General features: G+C 63.2%; 13 protein-coding genes. 10 read left to right on the top strand and 3 right to left on the bottom strand.

Annotation, left to right across the window (positions count from 1 at the left end; all coding sequences use genetic code 11):
* Positions 1-2 precede the first annotated feature (2 nt).
* From argE to AC1VON_RS29055, 10 genes are all read left to right on the top strand, one after another.
* The gene (gene argE, locus AC1VON_RS29100) at positions 3-1196 is read left to right on the top strand and encodes an acetylornithine deacetylase (RefSeq protein WP_483125746.1); all 1194 of its coding nucleotides are present in this window, start codon (positions 3-5) and stop codon (positions 1194-1196) included.
* Complete coding sequence (locus tag AC1VON_RS29095) at positions 1187-2386, top strand: NAD(P)/FAD-dependent oxidoreductase (protein ID WP_483125745.1); 1200 nt, start codon at positions 1187-1189, stop codon at positions 2384-2386. The genes argE and AC1VON_RS29095 overlap by 10 nt, the downstream gene beginning before the upstream one ends.
* Before the next feature lie 45 nt (positions 2387-2431).
* A complete protein-coding gene (locus tag AC1VON_RS29090; RefSeq protein ID WP_483125744.1) occupies positions 2432-3097 on the top strand; it encodes an RraA family protein in 666 nt (221 codons plus the stop codon).
* A gap of 208 nt (positions 3098-3305) precedes the next feature.
* A complete protein-coding gene (locus AC1VON_RS29085; protein ID WP_483125743.1) occupies positions 3306-5099 on the top strand; it encodes a hydantoinase B/oxoprolinase family protein in 1794 nt (597 codons plus the stop codon).
* 65 nt (positions 5100-5164) lie between these two features.
* On the top strand, positions 5165-6361 hold the full coding sequence (locus tag AC1VON_RS29080) for an ABC transporter substrate-binding protein (protein WP_483125742.1): 1197 nt from the start codon (positions 5165-5167) through the stop codon (positions 6359-6361).
* A 58-nt stretch (positions 6362-6419) separates the two neighbouring features.
* Positions 6420-7151, top strand: a complete 732-nt coding sequence (locus tag AC1VON_RS29075; protein WP_172349205.1) for an ABC transporter ATP-binding protein — start codon at positions 6420-6422, stop codon at positions 7149-7151.
* Entirely contained in the window at positions 7145-7870 is a 726-nt protein-coding gene (locus AC1VON_RS29070; protein WP_172349206.1) for an ABC transporter ATP-binding protein, read from the top strand. Before AC1VON_RS29075 ends, AC1VON_RS29070 begins: the two co-directional genes overlap by 7 nt.
* Entirely contained in the window at positions 7867-8748 is an 882-nt protein-coding gene (locus AC1VON_RS29065) for a branched-chain amino acid ABC transporter permease (RefSeq protein WP_483125741.1), read from the top strand. The genes AC1VON_RS29070 and AC1VON_RS29065 overlap by 4 nt, the downstream gene beginning before the upstream one ends.
* 2 nt (positions 8749-8750) lie before the next feature.
* Positions 8751-9791: a branched-chain amino acid ABC transporter permease gene (locus AC1VON_RS29060; protein ID WP_172349208.1), complete on the top strand. Its 1041-nt coding sequence runs from the start codon at positions 8751-8753 to the stop codon at positions 9789-9791.
* A 4-nt stretch (positions 9792-9795) separates the two neighbouring features.
* Positions 9796-11850 carry a hydantoinase/oxoprolinase family protein gene (locus tag AC1VON_RS29055; RefSeq protein ID WP_483125740.1) on the top strand — a complete coding sequence of 685 codons (2055 nt, stop codon included), beginning with the start codon at positions 9796-9798 and terminating at the stop codon, positions 11848-11850.
* A gap of 183 nt (positions 11851-12033) precedes the next feature.
* On the opposite strand, the gene AC1VON_RS29050 is transcribed toward AC1VON_RS29055, so the two are convergent.
* From AC1VON_RS29050 to AC1VON_RS29040, 3 genes are all read right to left on the bottom strand, one after another.
* Positions 12034-12987: an ABC transporter ATP-binding protein gene (locus AC1VON_RS29050; RefSeq protein WP_483125739.1), complete on the bottom strand. Its 954-nt coding sequence runs from the start codon at positions 12985-12987 to the stop codon at positions 12034-12036.
* A complete protein-coding gene (locus AC1VON_RS29045) occupies positions 12984-13910 on the bottom strand; it encodes an ABC transporter ATP-binding protein (RefSeq protein ID WP_483125738.1) in 927 nt (308 codons plus the stop codon). The genes AC1VON_RS29050 and AC1VON_RS29045 overlap by 4 nt, the downstream gene beginning before the upstream one ends.
* Before the next feature lie 241 nt (positions 13911-14151).
* Positions 14152-15117: a LysR substrate-binding domain-containing protein gene (locus tag AC1VON_RS29040; RefSeq protein WP_483125737.1), complete on the bottom strand. Its 966-nt coding sequence runs from the start codon at positions 15115-15117 to the stop codon at positions 14152-14154.
* Positions 15118-15134: the final 17 nt, after the last annotated feature.

Genomic DNA, 15134 nt, shown 5'->3' with positions numbered 1-15134 from the left:
CGATGACGATTGTCGCCGGCGCCGTGGACGACAGCATCGCCATGATCGGCGACCTCATCGGCTTTCCGACGGTGTCGCGCGATCCCAATCGCGATCTTCTGTTCTATGTGGAGGCATATCTCGCGCGCCACGGGATTGCCTGCGACATCATCTGGAACGACGACCGCACCAAGGGCAATCTGTGGGCGACGATCGGTCCGGCCGATGTGCCGGGCGTCATCCTTTCAGGACACAGCGACGTGGTGCCGGTCGACGGGCAGGCCTGGACAAGTGATCCGTTCGTGCTGCGACGAGCGCATGGACGCATCTACGGCCGGGGTGCCTGCGACATGAAGGGCTTCATCGGTATCGTGCTCGCCGCCGTTCCCGGTCTGGTGCGGCGCAACCTCAAGGTTCCGATCCATATCGCGATCTCCTACGATGAAGAGTTCGGCTGCACTGGCGTTCGCAGCCTGATCGACCGCATCGCCGGCATGCCGATCAAGCCGGCGCTCTGTATCGTTGGCGAACCGACCGGCATGCAGGTGGTGATCGGCCACAAGGGCGGCGGCATGTACCGGGCCACGATCGCCGGCAAAAGCGCCCATTCCAGCCTCGCGCCGACTGCCGTCAACGCCATTGAATATGCCGCGGAACTGATCGCCTTCATCAAGAGCTTGTCTTGCGAACACGCCCATGGCGGGCCGCACGATCATGTCTATGATATCAGCCATTCCACCCTGTCGGTGACGACCATCTCCGGCGGCACCGCACTCAACATCATTCCGAACAGCTGTGAATTCGGCTTTGACATCCGTTCGTTGCCCGAGGTCGATGCGCGCGCCCTGATCGAGCGTATCCGCGGCCATGCCGAAACCATGATCCTGCCCCGGATGCGGGCGATCGCGCCCGAGGCCGAAATCATCGTCGAGCCGATTGTCGAATTCGTCGGCCTGTCGACGCAGGCGGATCATCCCGCGGTGACGTTCATCAAGCGCCTGGTCGGACGCAACGATCACGTCAAGGTCGCCTACGGCACCGAGGCCGGCCTGTTCAGCAATTCGGCCGGGGTGGTCTCGGTTGTATGCGGGCCGGGATCCATCGAGCAGGCCCACAAGCCGGACGAATATCTCGATCTTGCCGAGATCGAACGCTGCCGTGCCTTTCTCGATCGCCTGGCGGGCCAACTCGAGGACGGCGGACTGCCGTGGCTGTGAAGCGCGGTTTCGACGCGATCGTCGTCGGCGCCGGAATAGCCGGCACGGCCAGCGCCTATTATCTGCGCCAGACCGGGCTCTCGGTGGCGCTGGTCGACACGCATCATCCCGGCTGGGGGGCGTCGGGCCGCAATCCTGGCTTTCTCTGGCTGCAGACCAAGGCGGCAGGGCTGGCCATGGACTTTTCGCTTGCCGGACGCCGGTTCGCCGAAACGCTTGCCGGCGAATTGCCGGATTTCGGCTTCCGCGCCAGCGGCGGGCTGATCACCTGGCGCGACGACGTCTTCGAGCCGGTGGCGCGCGCCTTCGTCGCAGACCGGGTTGCCGCGGGGTTGCCGGTGTCCCTGCTCGACCGGCCGGCTCTTCGAGATCTCTGTCCTGACATTTCGCCGGAGGTCTCCGGAGCGGTTTGGAATCCTCTCGACGCGCACCAGGACACGCGGCTTCTGGTGCGCCACCTTGCCGATGCTTTCCAGAACGGAGGCGGCAGCATCCTTGCGCCGGCGCGGGTCGAAAGTATCGCCCTGACGGATTCGACCTGCCGGGGTGTCAGGCTGGCGGATGGCACGGAAATCGAAAGCGGCGTCGTGGTGGTGGCTGCCGGGCCATGGTCCAACCTTTTGCTCGGACCGTTGGGGCTCGACATTTCCTTCACGCCGACGCGTTTCGAGGCGGCGGAGACCGCGCCGGCGCCTTTCAGGATAAAGCCCGTGATCTCGGGGCAGTCGCTGTTCCGCTTCTTCACGCCGCCGGGCATCGATGCGACAAGCCTGCCGCGCGAGCCGGTGGAACTCTTGCGCCCCGAACTCGGCTTTACCGGACAGATCGCAAGCTTCCCCGATGGGTCGCTGCAGTTCGGCTGCGCCTACGAGATCGGCAGCGACGATGACCGGGCGACAGTGGCCGGGCAGGCGATGGCATGCTCGATCATGAGCCGCAATTTTCAGGCGATGGCCAGCCTGCCGATCCTGAGGCAATGGGCAGGTATCGTCGCGCAGACGCCGGATGGCCTGCCCGTCATCGATGCCGGGAGTGGTCCCGAGGGATTGATCCTCAACACCGGTCATTTCTTCGGCAACCTCGCGGGCGTATTTTCCGGCGGGATCGTCGCTCAACTGGCAAGCGGGCAGGAGCTTGTCTATCCTGTTGAAGGATTTTCGCGACGGCGTTTCACTCGGGTGGCCGCGTAGCGTGGGGCAGGGACGTTGGTCGAAACAGTCCGACAGGGAGGAAGCATGCCGACAAGGATTTTCAGGGCCGCGTTTGAGCGGCTGGCGCCGGACGCGCTGGCGGACTGGGCAGCAATACCTGTCACGATCGTTTCCGATATCAGCGCCGGGCATGTGGTGGTCGACCCGCGCATCAGGCTGCTCCGGCCGCTCGCCATGGGCACGAGAATGGTCGGACAAGCGGTCACCGCCAGGTGCGACCGTTCCGATTTCGGGGCGATGCTGCACGCCATCGACATTGCCGGCCAGGGCGAGGTCGTCACCGTCGATGCCGGCGGCTGCCTGCAGACAGCCTATACCGGCGAAATCCTCTGCGGCCTGGCGCGGCGCAAGCGGGTCGCGGGCCTGATCGTCAACGGGGCGGTCCGGGATGTCGACACGATCGCCGGCTGGAACGATTTTCCTGTCTACGCGCTCGGCAACACGGCCAAGGGCCCGCTGTCGAAAGAGCATGGCACGGTCAACGGCGACATCGTCTTCGGCGGCGTCGCGGTAAGGCCCGGAGACATCATACTTGGCGACAATGACGGTATTGCCGTCATCCCGCTGGGCGACGCCGGGGCGTTTCTCGAACTGGCGCAGCAAAGAGTCCGCATGGAAGAACAGTGGGTGAGGGAACTCGCCTGCGGCCGGACACTGATCGATGTCTTCAGCGTCCCAGAGGCGATATGAGCCGAATCTTGATCGTGTCCTGACCAGGGCGAAAGACGCTTGAGAGTCGAACGTCACGACAATCCAATCGAGTCAAAAATGATATTGACTTCATATTCATTTCGCAGTCTGTTGATATAGCGGTATCCACTGCCGGCGAGAAGCCTGTCTCGCCCAGGAGATAGCCGTCCTGCTACGTGACTGCGTTCTCAATCCGGAGGGTTTGCCGATGGCGCAATCGGGCAAAGCCAAGAAGCTGGCCAAGTTCGATCCCACGCTGCTCGCAGTGCTGTCGAGCCGGTTCGAGTCGATCATCCGTGAGATGACGAACACGGTTATGAAAGCGAGTCGTTCCAGCGTCATCAAGAACGCCCGTGATATGTCCTGTGGCATCCTCACCTATGATCACCGGCTGGTTTCGGTGGAGGAAGCGCTGCCGATCCACGTCAATGCGCTCGAGCTGACCACAAGGCCCATCACCGAACTGTTTGACGACGTGAAAGAAGGCGACGCATTCCTCAACAACAGCCCCTTCTACGGTGTCACCCATCATGCCGACCTCACGCTTTGCGTGCCGGTGTTCTTCGAAGGCACACCACTGTTCTGGACCTTGTCGCGGTCACACCATGCCGACATCGGCGCGCCGGAACCCTCGACCTATCTGCCGTTCGCGGCAACGATCTACCAGGAGGGCGTGCATTTCCCGTGCGTTCGTATCCAGGAGAACTTCAAGGACAAGCAGGATCTGATCCGCATCGGCCTGCAGAAGATCCGGGTCAGCAACATCTGGTACGGCGACTACCGGGCGCAGGTCGGGGCTTGCCGAACCGGGGAGCGCCGTCTCAAGGAACTGGTGGCGCAGTATGGGATCGACACCGTCCGCGACTTCATCGAGGCGTGGATGGACTATGGCGAACGGCGCGCGATTGCCGCGATCAAGAAACTGCCGGCAGGTACCTACATTTATGAAGTCCGTCACGATCCGGTCGCCGGCGTCGCCGACGAGGGCATTCCGATCAAGGCGAAGGTGACGGTCGACCCGAAAAAGGGCCTGATCACCGTGGATGTGCGCGACAACCCCGACTGCGTCCCAGGCGGCCTCAACCTGACGGAGGCGTGCGCGGTGGCCTCTTGCCGGATAGGCGTCTACTACAATCTGGAAGCGAGCGTTCCGCACAATGAGGGCAGTTCGAGCCGGATCGTCCCGCTGCTGCGCGACGGTTGCGTCGTCGGGCGGCCGAGCCATCCGATCGGAACGTCCTGCGCCACCAGCAACGTCAATGAACGCCTAGCCAACGCGGTGCAATGCGCATTCTCCGAAATGGGCGAGCCCTATGGCATGGCGGAAGGCGGCGGCAATTTCTCGGCTGCCCTGGGCGTCGTCTCCGGCATCGACAGGCGCCGGGAAGCGAGCGTCGAATACATCACCCAGCTCATGCTGGCCCTGTCCGGCGGCCCTGCCAATCACGGCCATGACGGCTGGCTGACCTATGAGTGCTCGGTCGGCAACGGCATCATGGTCACCGACTCGATCGAGGTCGACGAAGCGACCTATCCTATCCTTGTCGAGGAACGGCGCATCCGCCAGGACAGCATGGGCTTCGGCCAATGGAACGGCGCTCCGGCCGTGGAGGGCGCCTACCGTTCGCTGACCGGCGACATGACGCTTTATGTCTGCGGCGATGGCGGCACATTTCCGGCCAAGGGCGTGCTCGGCGGATTGCCGGGTGCCAATGGCGGAACCTGGCGTCGCGGCCGAAATGCCGAGGTCGAGAGGTTGCCGGATTTCTACAACGGCGCGTTTACGGACGGCGAGGCCATCCTCTACCGCTCCTGCGCGGGCGGCGGCTATGGCCGGCCCGACCGGCGCGACCCAGAGCGTGTCGCGGAGGACGTCAACCGGAAATGGCTGAGCGTGGCGACCGCGCGCGAAGTCTACGGCGTCGCCCTGACGCTCTGCGACAACGGTATCGACTACCAGGTCGACACCGCCGGGACCGAAAGGCTGCGCGCGACAAACTGAACGCATGAGAAGAACAAGAAGGCGGCGGCAAGCCGACCGCCAATCTGGAACCAGAGGGAAAAGCGATGAAACAACGTCAATTGTCGAAAACTGGTCTTCTATCGAAAACGGGCCTGGCGGCCCTGGCGCTTGCCGCCGCCCTTTCGGGCGCGCGGGCCGAGGATCCGATCATCATCGGAGCTGCGATTGCCCAGAGCGGCGCGATCGCTCCCTATGACGACGGCCCGGCCAAGGCGATGGAGATCGCCGTGGACGAAATAAATGCCAAGGGCGGCATACTCGGCCGGCAGCTCAAGATCATCTATTCCGACACCAAGTCGGACATCGCCTATGGTGCGACGGCGGCGCAGGACGTCATCGACAAGGGCGCGAAGATGGTCGTGGTCACCTGCGACTATGACTATGGCAGCGCGGCGGCGTCAGTCGCCGATGGTGCGGGGCTGATTGCCTTCTCCACCTGTGCCGGCGATCCGAAGTTCGGCCCATCGGGCATTGGCCCGAACGCGTTCACCATGGCCACCGGCGCGCCCGGACAGGCGGTGGCGCTGGCCGAATGGGCGTATAATGTGAAGGGATGGCGCACAGCCTATGTGCTGCTCGACACGACCATCGCCTTCGACGCCAGCTTCGCCGACTTCTTCACGCGCCGCTGGACCGAGTTGGCCGGACCCGAAGGACTTATCGGCAAGGACACGTTCGGCGGCGAGGATCCCCAGATCGCCAGCCAGATTACCCGCATCAAGGCATTGCCCAAGCAGCCGGATGTAATGGTGCTCAGCTCGTTTCCACCAGGCGGATCGAGCGCGATGCGCCAGTTGCGTGCGGCCGACGTCAATGTGCCGCTGCTCGGCTCCGAGTCCTGGGATGGTGACTATTGGCTGGAGGCCGTTCCCAATCTCAGCAATTTCTACCTCGTGACGTATGGTTCCGTTTTCGGCAACGACAGCCGTCCGGAAGTCGTTGCGTTCATGGACAAGTTCAAGAAGAAGTTCGACACACGTCCGGTTACTTCCCATGCGATGACTGGCTACAGCGTCATCCAGGGCTGGACGAAGGCGGTCGAGAAGGCCGGTACATTCGATACCGACAAGGTCCGCGACGCGCTGGAGACCTTTGTCGACGAGCCGCTGCTTGCCGGACCAACCACCTTCACCAAGGATACGCACATCAACATGCGGCGCGATCTCATTCTGCTCGAGGTAAAGGACGGCAAGCCCGGCAACGTCATCAGTGTCATCAAGGCGGAGCAGATGCCGAAGTAGCCCTCGCATCGCAAGCCGCATCATGTCCGTACAGCAGACAGCCGGTTCAGAGCCGACCGTGTCCACGTTGGATGTCAGGGATGTCGTCGTCGACTTCCAGGGTCTGCGTGCGATCGAGAATGTGAGCCTGACGTTGAGACCGGGGGAAATCCTCGGCCTCATCGGTCCGAATGGCGCCGGCAAGACGACCCTGATCAACGTCCTGACCGGGTTCCAGACGGTGACGCAGGGCAGCGTCCACATGAATGGAGTGGATATCGGATCCTGGAAACCGCATGAGCGCAGCCGCAGAGGGCTCGTGCGCACCTTCCAGAGCGTGCTGCCCTTTGTCGGACTGACGGCGCTCGAGAATGTCGAGGCCGGCGGCGTGGCGATCGGCATGAGCCGGCGCGAAGCACGCGCCGAGGCGCGCCGCATCCTCGGCGAGATGGGGCTTTCGGCCAAGGCCGACAGGCCCGTCGGCACACTGCCGTTCGGCGAGGAGCGGCGTGTCGGCATTGCCAGGGCCGTCGCCATGAGACCGCGCTTCCTGTTGATGGACGAGCCTGCGGCCGGGCTCAACGATGCGGAATGCAACGATCTCCAGCAGATCATCAGGAGCATCGGAGAGCGGCTCGACTGCGGCATCCTTTTCATCGAACACCGCATGTCGCTGGTGTTTCAGCTTTGCCATCGGATCCAGGTGCTTCAGCTTGGCCGCACGCTGGCCATTGGTTCGACCGCGGAAATCAGGGCTGATGCCAAGGTCCGCAAAGCCTATCTCGGCGAAGAGGATCCCGCGCCTTGCTGAATATCCGCGACCTGCACGTCAACTATGGCAACATCGTTGCCTTGCGCGGCGTTTCGCTCGATGTCGGTGAGGGCGAGATCGTCGCCGTGATCGGCCCGAACGGCGCCGGCAAGTCGACGCTGTTGCTGGCGGTCGCCGGCGTGGTGAAAGCACGCGCCGGCAGCATCGAGCTTGCCGGGCGCAACACCGCCCAGATGCAGGCCGAAGCGCTTGTTTCCGCCGGGCTCTCGCTGGTTCCGGAAGGCCGCCACATCTTTGGTTCGCTGAGCGTGGCGGAAAACCTGGCGCTCGGTGCGACGGTTCGCCGGGACAGAAAGCAGATCGCGGCCGACATCGACAAAGTGCTGGCCATGTTTCCGGTGCTGAAGGACCGGTATCGGCAGCGTGCCAACAAGCTTTCGGGCGGCGAGCAGCAGATGCTGGCAATCGGCCGTGCGATGCTGGCGCGACCAAAGCTCCTGCTTCTCGACGAACCATCGCTTGGGCTGGCGCCACTGGTGGTCAACCAGGTCTACCAGGCGGTACTCGAACTCAGGCGCTCGGGTGTCACGGTGCTGATCGTCGAGCAGAACGTGACACGCGCGCTGGCAGCGGCCGACCGCACCTATGTGCTGAGTTCCGGAGCAATCGCGATGTCGGGCAAGTCGGCCGACCTTTCGGGCACGGCCGCGTTCGACGCGGCCTATTTCGGTGTCGCGGGTGAAGGGGGAAAACCATGATCTTCCTGCAAAACGCCATCGACGCCATCAGCCTCGGCGCTGTCTACGCGTTGGCGGCATTGGGGATCGGCCTGATCTTCAGCATCATGCGGCTGATCAATTTCGCCCATGGCGAGCTGATCATGGCCGGCGGCTTCACGCTTTTTTCCTTGGTCGGCCAACCGCTTCTGGTGATGATCCTGGCGGCCATCATGATCACCACGATCCTGGCGCTCGGCATGGAGCGCGTTGCCTTCCGGCCGCTGCGCAAGGCCAATCCCGCAACGCTGCTGATCGCTTCCTTCGCGGTTTCCTATCTTGTGCAGCACACCGTGCTGATGATGTTCGGATCGCGCGCCATCGGCGTCGCCTTTCTCTCGGAACTCGGCACCAGCGTTGAATTCGGCGGCTTGCGCGTGCCACGCCTGCAGATCGTTACGATCGCAACCACACTCTGCCTGATGGCCGGGCTTGTCGTCTTCTTCCGCTTTTCGCGGATCGGACTGCAGATGCGCGCCGCCGCCGAGGATTTCACCATGGCCCGTCTCGTCGGGGTTCGTGCCAACCGGGTCATCGCCTTTGCATTCGCGATCTCCGGCGTGCTGGCAAGCATGGTGTCGCTTTATCTCGTCGCCCAGACCGGCAGCGTATCCTACAAGATGGGTGTGTCGATGGTGCTGATCGCCTTCGTCTCGTCGGTCATCGGCGGTATGGGATCGGTCGCCGGCGCGGCCCTTGGCGGCTTCCTCGTCGGCGTCGTCTCAGTCTCGCTTCAGGCCTATCTGCCCGTCGACCTGCGGCCCTATCGCGACGCCTTCGTCTTCCTGATGTTCATCCTGTTCCTGTTCTGGCGCCCGGATGGACTGCTGATGAGTCGCGCCGACCGGGAGCGGGTGTAGGCATGAACAATGATACCGCGCTTCGTCCGCTGCAGACGGCGGCCATCCTGATCCTGCTCCTGCTGACGGTGGCACTGATCGCGACGGCCACGCCGTCGGCCATGCAGCGCACCATCGTCGAGGCGATGATCAAGCTTGTCGTCGTGGTCGGCCTGTTCATCTTCGTCGGCAATTCCGGCGTCTTCTCCTTCGGCCACGTCGCCTTCATGGCGATTGGCGGCTACATGTCCGCCATTCTCACCTTGTCGCCGGCGCGCAAATCCGTCCTGCTCGACCTGCCGGGCAGCATCGAGGCGCTGCAACTGCCCTGGCCGGTCGCGCTGGTGATCGTCGTGCTCGCCGTCGGCCTGATCGCCCTGCTGGTCGCCTGGCCACTCTGCCGGTTGCGCGGCATCGCGCTGCCCATGGCGACCTTCGCCATGCTGGTCATCACCTTCGTCGTCGCATCGAACTGGCAGCAGGTGACCGGCGGACGCCAGGCACTCGTCGGGCTTCCCCGCTACACTGGCCTGTGGGTGGCTTTCGGCGGCGCCTCGGTCGCGATCATCGTTGCGGCGGTCTATGGTACGACTCGCCACAGCCTGATGCTGCGCTGCTCGCGTGAAAGCGAGGTCGCCGCTGCCGCCACCGGCATCGACCTCGAGCGCGAGAGGCTTATCGCCTTTGTCCTCAGTGCCATGGTGGTGGCCCTGGGCGGCGTGCTGTTCAGCCACTTCATCGGCACCATCACCGCCAACACCTTCTATCTCGACCTCACCTTCGTCACGCTGACGATGCTGGTGGTCGGCGGCATGCGCAGCCTGACCGGCGCTTTTGTAGGCGTGGCCTTCATCTCGACCATCTCGGAACTGTTCCGATCCATCGAACGCGGCGTGTCCATCGGCGGGCATGTCCTGTCGGCGCCCCCCGGACTACAGGAAATTGCGCTCGCGGTGATCCTGCTCGCCATCCTGATCACCCGGCCGGCCGGCTTGCTTGGCGATCGCGAAATAAGTTGGCCGCAACGGTCACGGCACCCGAACACGACAAAGCAACAGGAATAGAATTATGTTCGTCGCCTGCATCGACATTGGGGGAACGTTCACCGACCTTGTGCTGTATCGCGAGGGCGCGGATCTCGAGATCCACAAATCGCCGACAACACCGGGAATGTTCGAGCGCGGCTTCATCGACGTGCTTGAGGTGGCGGCCAGGAGCCACGACATGGCACTGGCCGATTTCCTGTCCAAGATGAACATGATCGTGCACGGCACGACCGTTTCGACGAACGCGCTTGTCGAGGGCAAGGTCGCGCCAACCGGCCTGATATGCAACGCCGGTCATCCCGACATCCTTACGCTGCGCGAATCCCCGCGCAAGCGCGCTTTCAACATCAAGATCGATTTCCCGCCGCCCTATATCCATCGTAGCCGCACCTGCGAGGTTCGTGGTCGCATCGATTCGATGGGCAACGAGGTCGAAGGCCTCAACGACGACGACGTGCGCGCGGCCGCGCGCCATCTCAAGGCGTGCGGCGTCGAGGCGATTGCCGTGTGCCTGCTCTGGTCGATCGTCAATTCGACCCACGAGCGCCGCGTCCGCGAGATCATCGAGGAGGAGCTTCCGGGCATTCCCGTGACGCTCAGCCACGAACTCAACCCGATCCCGCGCGAATATCGGCGCACCATATCGACAGCCATCAACGCTTCGCTCTATCCGATCGTCAGCGAATATGTGGGCAACCTCACGCGCGCTCTGAAGAAGGCCGGCTACGATGGCGAGCTCCTGATCGCCAACTGCGTCGGAGGCATGATGCCGCCGGAGGAGATCGTCGCGCGGCCGATCTACAGCGTGATGTCGGGCCCGACGCTGGCGCCGATCGCGGCGACCAGCCTTACGGACGCCAGCAACGTCATCGTCGTCGATATGGGAGGCACCACCTTCGACGTCTCGGCATTGCGCGACCGGCACCTCGTCGTCACCCCGGAGGCGACCTTCGGCATGGAGATGCTGGGCATACCGAAGATCGACGTCCGCTCGGTCGGTGCTGGTGGCGGCAGCATTGCCTGGGTCGATGCCGGCGGGCTGCTGCGTGTCGGCCCGCACAGTGCCAGCGCAGTGCCAGGGCCGGCCTGCTACGGCCGCGGCGGCACGGAGCCGACCGTGACCGATGCCAATGTCGTGCTCGGCATTATCGACCCCGACTATTTTCTCGGCGGTCGCATCAAGCTGGACCGCGCGAAGGCCGAGGCCGCGGTCGGCAAGATCGCAAGGCAATTGAAGATCGGCCTGATGGAAGCGGCTTACGCGATCTACACCACGACCAACCACAACATGATCGGCGCGATCGAGGATATCACCGTCAACGAGGGCATCGACCCGCGCGACAGCTATGTCGTCAGCGGCGGCGGGGCGACCGCCTGCCACATTGGCGACATGGCCCGCATCCTCGGCATCAAGAGTTTCATGGTGCCGCGCTTTGCGGCAGGGCTGAGCGCCTATGGCGGCCTGATTTCCGACATACGCTGGGAAGAGACCGGCACGCTGAACACCACCGACCGGGACTTCGACCTCGCCGGCGTCAACCGGCTGCTGGCATCGCTCAAACGGCGGGGCGGGGCTTTCCTCAAGCGGTCCGGGCTCGATGCGAAATGGCAGCGCTTCGAATTCGCCTTTCAGGGTCGCTATCTCTATCAGTCCTGGGACATCGAGGTGCCGTTCGACCTGTCCGAAGGCAAGCTTGCCAAGGGCGCGCTCGCCGAACTGGTGGCTGCTTTCCATGCCCAGCACGAGCGTATCTACACGATCAAGGACGAGGCCGACACCGTGGAGTTCACCACCTGGAAGGTGCGTGCCATCGGCGATACTGGCGGCAAGGCGCGCCGCGGGTCGCCGCTGTCGCCCCAGCGAGGGAAAATCCGACCCAAGTCAAGCCGCGATATCTACCTCGACAAGGGTTTTCGCGAGGTCCCGGTCTACGACGCTAGCCTGATCGGCGCGGGCGCAAAACTGGAAGGCCCAGCCGTGCTCGAGCTGCCGACAACGACGATCCTGCTCCTGGATAACCAGAAAGTGCGGGTCGATGGGCAGGGCAATATTCTGGTCGATCTGGTACGGGAATAGAAAGCTGGCCAGCGGGCCTTGTCATAACCGCGCGATGGATTTCCTCGGTTCCTTGGAAGAAAGCCGGGAACTCCGCCTCTCCGCACAAACGAAATGCCATACGGCGGAGGCCCCTTTGGCAACAAAGGGCAACAGACTCGATAGGGAGAGATGGTCTCGGCCATCTCTGCCGCCTGCGTAAGATCAGGCCGGTGATGTCTCGCGCACGAAATGGGTAGGCGAAACGGCATTCATCGGTAGGCGGACCGGGACAAAGTCAACGCCGCGTACCGCGCTGGGAATCTCATCCGACATCGGTTCGCGTCCAACCGGTCGTCGCGCTGGATCCGCTACGGGAACCGCCGAAAGCAGCTTGCGCGTATAAGGGTGTTGAGGATTGCCGAAGACCGATCGGCGGTCGCCGATCTCCACGATCTCACCCAGATACATGACGGCAACGCGATGCGCGATGCGCTCGACCACGGCCATGTCATGGCTGATGAACAGAATGGCGATGCCCATGTCGCGCTGCAGGTCCATCAACAGGTTGATGACCTGGGCCTGGATCGTAACGTCGAGCGAGGCGACCGCTTCATCCGCGATGAGGAGGCGGGGATCGAGGGCCAAAGCCCTGGCGATGCAGATGCGCTGCCGTTGGCCGCCCGAGAAGGCATGAGGGTAGCGTTCGAGATATTCCGGCGGCAGATGCACTTTTGCCAGCAGGTCCGCCGCCCGTTTCTGCAACTCACTGCCGCGCGCGATGCGGTGGACGCGCATCGGGTCGGTCAGGGCCTGCCCGATCGTCATCCGCGGATTGAGCGAGGAGAACGGGTCCTGGAAGACCATCTGCACCTCGCGCCGGAAGCCCGCAAGGGTTGCCCGTCCTGCGCCGATCATCTCCTTGCCGTCATAGCGAATGGCGCCGGACAAGGGCTTGTCCAATTGCATGATGCTGCGCGCCACGGTCGACTTGCCGCAGCCCGATTCCCCCACCAACGCCAGGGTCTCGCCCGGGAAAATATCGAAGGAAACGCCCTCAACCGCATGAACCCGGCCGGCGACGCCGCCGAAGATACCGCCTCTCAGGTCGAAACGCGTAACAAGCTCGCGGACTTCGACCAAGGGCTTTCTGTCCGCTGCGAGCGGTGCGGCGCTCATGCCGAGACCTCCGGCTGCGAGACTTCGGCATTGTATATGACCAGCGGGAATTTCTCGGGCCCATCCTTGTCGGCCATGCTGCCCAGCCTCGGCACCGCCGAGATCAGCGCGCGTGTGTAGCGGTGTCGGGGGTCTACGAGGATCTGGTGCACCGAGCCTGATTCCACGATCTCGCCCTTCAGCATGACACAGACGCGATCGGCGATTTCCGCGACCACACCCATGTCATGGGTGATGAAAAGAACGGACATGCCGATATCGCGCTGCAGTGCCCGGACAAGGTCCAGAATCTGCGCCTGGATGGTGACGTCGAGCGCGGTGGTCGGCTCATCGAGGATCATCAAGGAAGGGCGGCAGGCCAAGGCAATGGCGATCATGACGCGCTGGCGCATGCCGCCGGACAATTGGTGCGGGTATTGGTCGAGCCTGAGAGCAGCGTCCGGCACGCGCACAAGCTTGAGAACATTCAGCGCGATGTCGCGCGCCTCGCGCGGCGACTTGCCCTGGTGTCTCGTGACCACCTCCGCAATCTGGTCGCCGACGGTGAACACCGGATTGAGGCTCGACATCGGGTCCTGGAACACGATCGAGAACTCAAAGCCACGGAGCCCCTCCATACGCTTTTCGGAAAGCTTTGCCAGGTCGGCTACACCGCCGTCCTTGAGCCTCATCAGGATGCGGCCGCCCGTGATCCTGGCGCCGTCATATTCTGTCAGACGCATTACGGTCATGGCCGTGACCGATTTGCCCGAACCCGACTCGCCCACCAATGCCACCGTCTCGCCGCGCTTGATCTGGAACGATACGCCCTGAACAGCCCGCACCGCTTTTGTCGCCGTCGACCCGAAGCAGACTTCAAGGTTCTCGACTGACAGGATCACATCGTCGGGAAGGCTCGCGGTGGCGGCGGACTTGACGGTCAAAAGGCACTCCAGGCGCAATGGTCGCGACACCCGGTATCGAACGCAGTGAGCATGCGGGCTGTCAATAGGGCCCCGTCACCAGGTCGCCTGGAAGCCGTGCTTTGGAATGCCCCGGAATGCCTCGCCAGACGGCATCTGCCCTGTGATTGTCAGGCTTCCCGGTCTCTCCACCAGAGTTATGCAATCTCTGCATCGCCCTGTCGGATTTCGCATTAAACGCGCGAATGGGCCCTCGGTCCACTCAGCGCATGGTCAGTGTCGGATCAACCAGGTTGCGTCCGCGCGTCTGCTCCGCGGTTCGCGAGAGATATTTCCACAGCGCTTCGCCGTCCCGGCTGCGCGCGCCCACACGGCGGAAAATCCTGATCTCGATCTCCAGGGACAGCTGTTGTCCGCCAATCTGGATGAGTTCACCCTGGGCGATCGATTTCTGAACACAGATCTGCGGCAGCCAGACCACGCCTTGCCCGGCGATCGCCATCTGCTTCAGGCCTTCGGCAAGCGAGGACTGGTAGACGATGCTGAGATTGAGAGGACGCCGCCAGCGCGACTGGATGAGCGAGATCAGCTTGCCGAGATAGCCGTCGCTCCAGGAATAGGCGAGGTAGGGAATCCTGGTGCCCTCCGGCACATCGACATCGAAGAGCGGCGCTCCCATCTGGTCGACACCAGACACCAGAACGAGGCGATCCCTGCCGATTTGAAGCGATTCGAAGGGTCCGCCCTCAAGGACCGGCGGACCGTCGGGGTGATCGTAAGTGATGGCGAAATCGCATTTGCCGGACGACAGGTGCTCGACGCATTCCAGGAAGTCGCCAGTGTGCATGCTGCTGCGGACCGGCGCATTTGGCATTTCGGGCTGGCTGATCCACCGGGGAAAAAAATAGATGGCCAGCGTATGAAGCGCGGCGAAAGTGAGAAGCCGTGAGCTGGCGCCGGCGGCGTTGCGGCAGTCCGTCCGCAGGCGGTACATGTCGCGAAGCATTTCCTGGCAGCGCGGAACGAAAATGTTGCCCGCGCTGGTTAGGTGCACCGGATATGTACTGCGGTCGATGAGTTCGGCGCCGACCCAAGCCTCCAGCGCCTTGATGCGACGGCTGAAGGCCGGCTGCGAGATATTCCGGGACGCGGCGGCGGTCGAGAAATTCCGCGTCGCGGCGATCTTGAGGAAGTCTTCAAACCACGCCAGCTCCACAGTCGACCTCATGCATTATTCGCATAACT

It is taken from the genome of Mesorhizobium sp. HAY1-8B (assembly GCF_056868045.1).
The sequence above is the reverse complement of the archived record's forward strand: the minus strand, read 5'-3'. Positions and strand labels throughout refer to the sequence as shown.

Bases quoted from the DNA above. Each gene is read 5' to 3' on its own strand.
- AC1VON_RS29090 (WP_483125744.1), top strand. From the start codon at position 2,432: ATGCCGACAAGGATTTTCAGGGCCGCGTTTGAGCGGCTGGCGCCGGAC.
- AC1VON_RS29080 (WP_483125742.1), top strand. From the start codon at position 5,165: ATGAAACAACGTCAATTGTCGAAAACTGGTCTTCTATCGAAAACGGGC.
- AC1VON_RS29085 (WP_483125743.1), top strand. From the start codon at position 3,306: ATGGCGCAATCGGGCAAAGCCAAGAAGCTGGCCAAGTTCGATCCCACG.
- AC1VON_RS29060 (WP_172349208.1), top strand. From the start codon at position 8,751: ATGAACAATGATACCGCGCTTCGTCCGCTGCAGACGGCGGCCATCCTG.
- argE (WP_483125746.1), top strand. From the start codon at position 3: ATGACGATTGTCGCCGGCGCCGTGGACGACAGCATCGCCATGATCGGC.
- AC1VON_RS29055 (WP_483125740.1), top strand. From the start codon at position 9,796: ATGTTCGTCGCCTGCATCGACATTGGGGGAACGTTCACCGACCTTGTG.
- AC1VON_RS29050 (WP_483125739.1), bottom strand. From the start codon at position 12,987: ATGAGCGCCGCACCGCTCGCAGCGGACAGAAAGCCCTTGGTCGAAGTC.
- AC1VON_RS29065 (WP_483125741.1), top strand. From the start codon at position 7,867: ATGATCTTCCTGCAAAACGCCATCGACGCCATCAGCCTCGGCGCTGTC.
- AC1VON_RS29040 (WP_483125737.1), bottom strand. From the start codon at position 15,117: ATGAGGTCGACTGTGGAGCTGGCGTGGTTTGAAGACTTCCTCAAGATC.